This window comes from Lysobacter sp. 2RAF19, assembly GCF_052115395.1.
Lineage (GTDB): Bacteria > Pseudomonadota > Gammaproteobacteria > Xanthomonadales > Xanthomonadaceae > Noviluteimonas.
Window position 1 is genome coordinate 1 of sequence record NZ_JBFRGO010000010.1, and the last position, 1,081, is coordinate 1,081.

Consider the following 1,081-nt stretch of genomic DNA (forward strand, 5'->3'; position numbering starts at 1 on the left):
GTCGGCAGCAACCGCCGCGTGTGGTTCACTGTCGAGAAGGCCGCCACGCTGACCGGCGTGCCGAAGGAACGCCTGCGTCCGACCAGTCCGGAAGGCCAATGGCAGGCTGCGCGCCAGGGTGTGATCGAAGGCCGCGCGCCGACGATGACCACGCCGCTGATCAACGGCAACGCGGTCGTGGGCGAAACGCTGACCGCCGTGCCGCAAGGCTACGACGACCTCGATGGCGATGCGCAGGGCACGCACTTGTACGCATGGTTCCAGGTCGACAATGCCGCGGGCGACAACCCGGTGCGATCGCGAGTGCGACAAGCGCGAGCTATGTCGTGCGCGCGGCCGACTTCGCGAAGTTCCTGATGGTGCGCGTCACGCCGGTCAGTGCCACGGGTACGCCGAACACGGGCACCGCGGTCTTCAAGGTGACCAGTGCGTCCGTATCGGGCACCGCGCCGACGGCGACGCCGACAATTACCGGCGCGGTGGGCGTGGGTTCGCAGCTGACGGGCAACCCCGGTTACAACGACGCCGAAGGCGACCCGCAAGGCACGCATACGTACCAGTGGTATCGCTCGGACAACGCCAGCGGCACGCCCCGCACGGCGATTCCGGGTGAGACCTCGACCACGTACACGCCGGTTGCGGAAGACCAGGCGAAGCATCTGGTGTTTGGTGTGATTCCGGTGAGCACGGTGGCGCCGACGACGGGTGTCGAAGCGTTCGTGGTTGCCGCCCCGGTGCCGGGCACGGCGCCAACCATTACCAACGTGACGATCAGCGGCGAGTGGAAGGCCGGTGGTGTCATCGAAGGCAAGTTCGACCTGGTCGACGCCGAAGGCGATCAGATCGACGAAGCGAACATGATCTACACATGGCACGTGAGTTCGTCGCCCACCGGCGGTGGCCCGGTTGCGGTGCCCAACTCCAACAGCCGAACGTTCACGCTGCGCGCCGAAGATGTCGGCAGCAACCGCCGCGTGTGGTTCACTGTCGAGAAGGCCGCCACGCTGACCGGCGTGCCGAAGGAACGCCTGCGTCCGACCAGTCCGGAAGGCCAATGGCAGGCTGCGCGCCAGGGTGTGAT

Annotated in this window: 2 protein-coding genes; both read left to right on the plus strand. The window is 67.0% G+C overall.

Going from position 1 to position 1,081, the window contains the following annotated elements:
- Positions 1-357, plus strand: a 357-nt coding sequence (locus AB4059_RS15935; protein ID WP_498980228.1) for a hypothetical protein, incomplete at its 5' end; no start/stop codon positions are given.
- Positions 327-1,081 (plus strand): hypothetical protein (locus AB4059_RS15940; protein WP_498980230.1); only part of this gene is annotated, 755 nt, incomplete at its 3' end. The genes AB4059_RS15935 and AB4059_RS15940, both read left to right, overlap by 31 nt.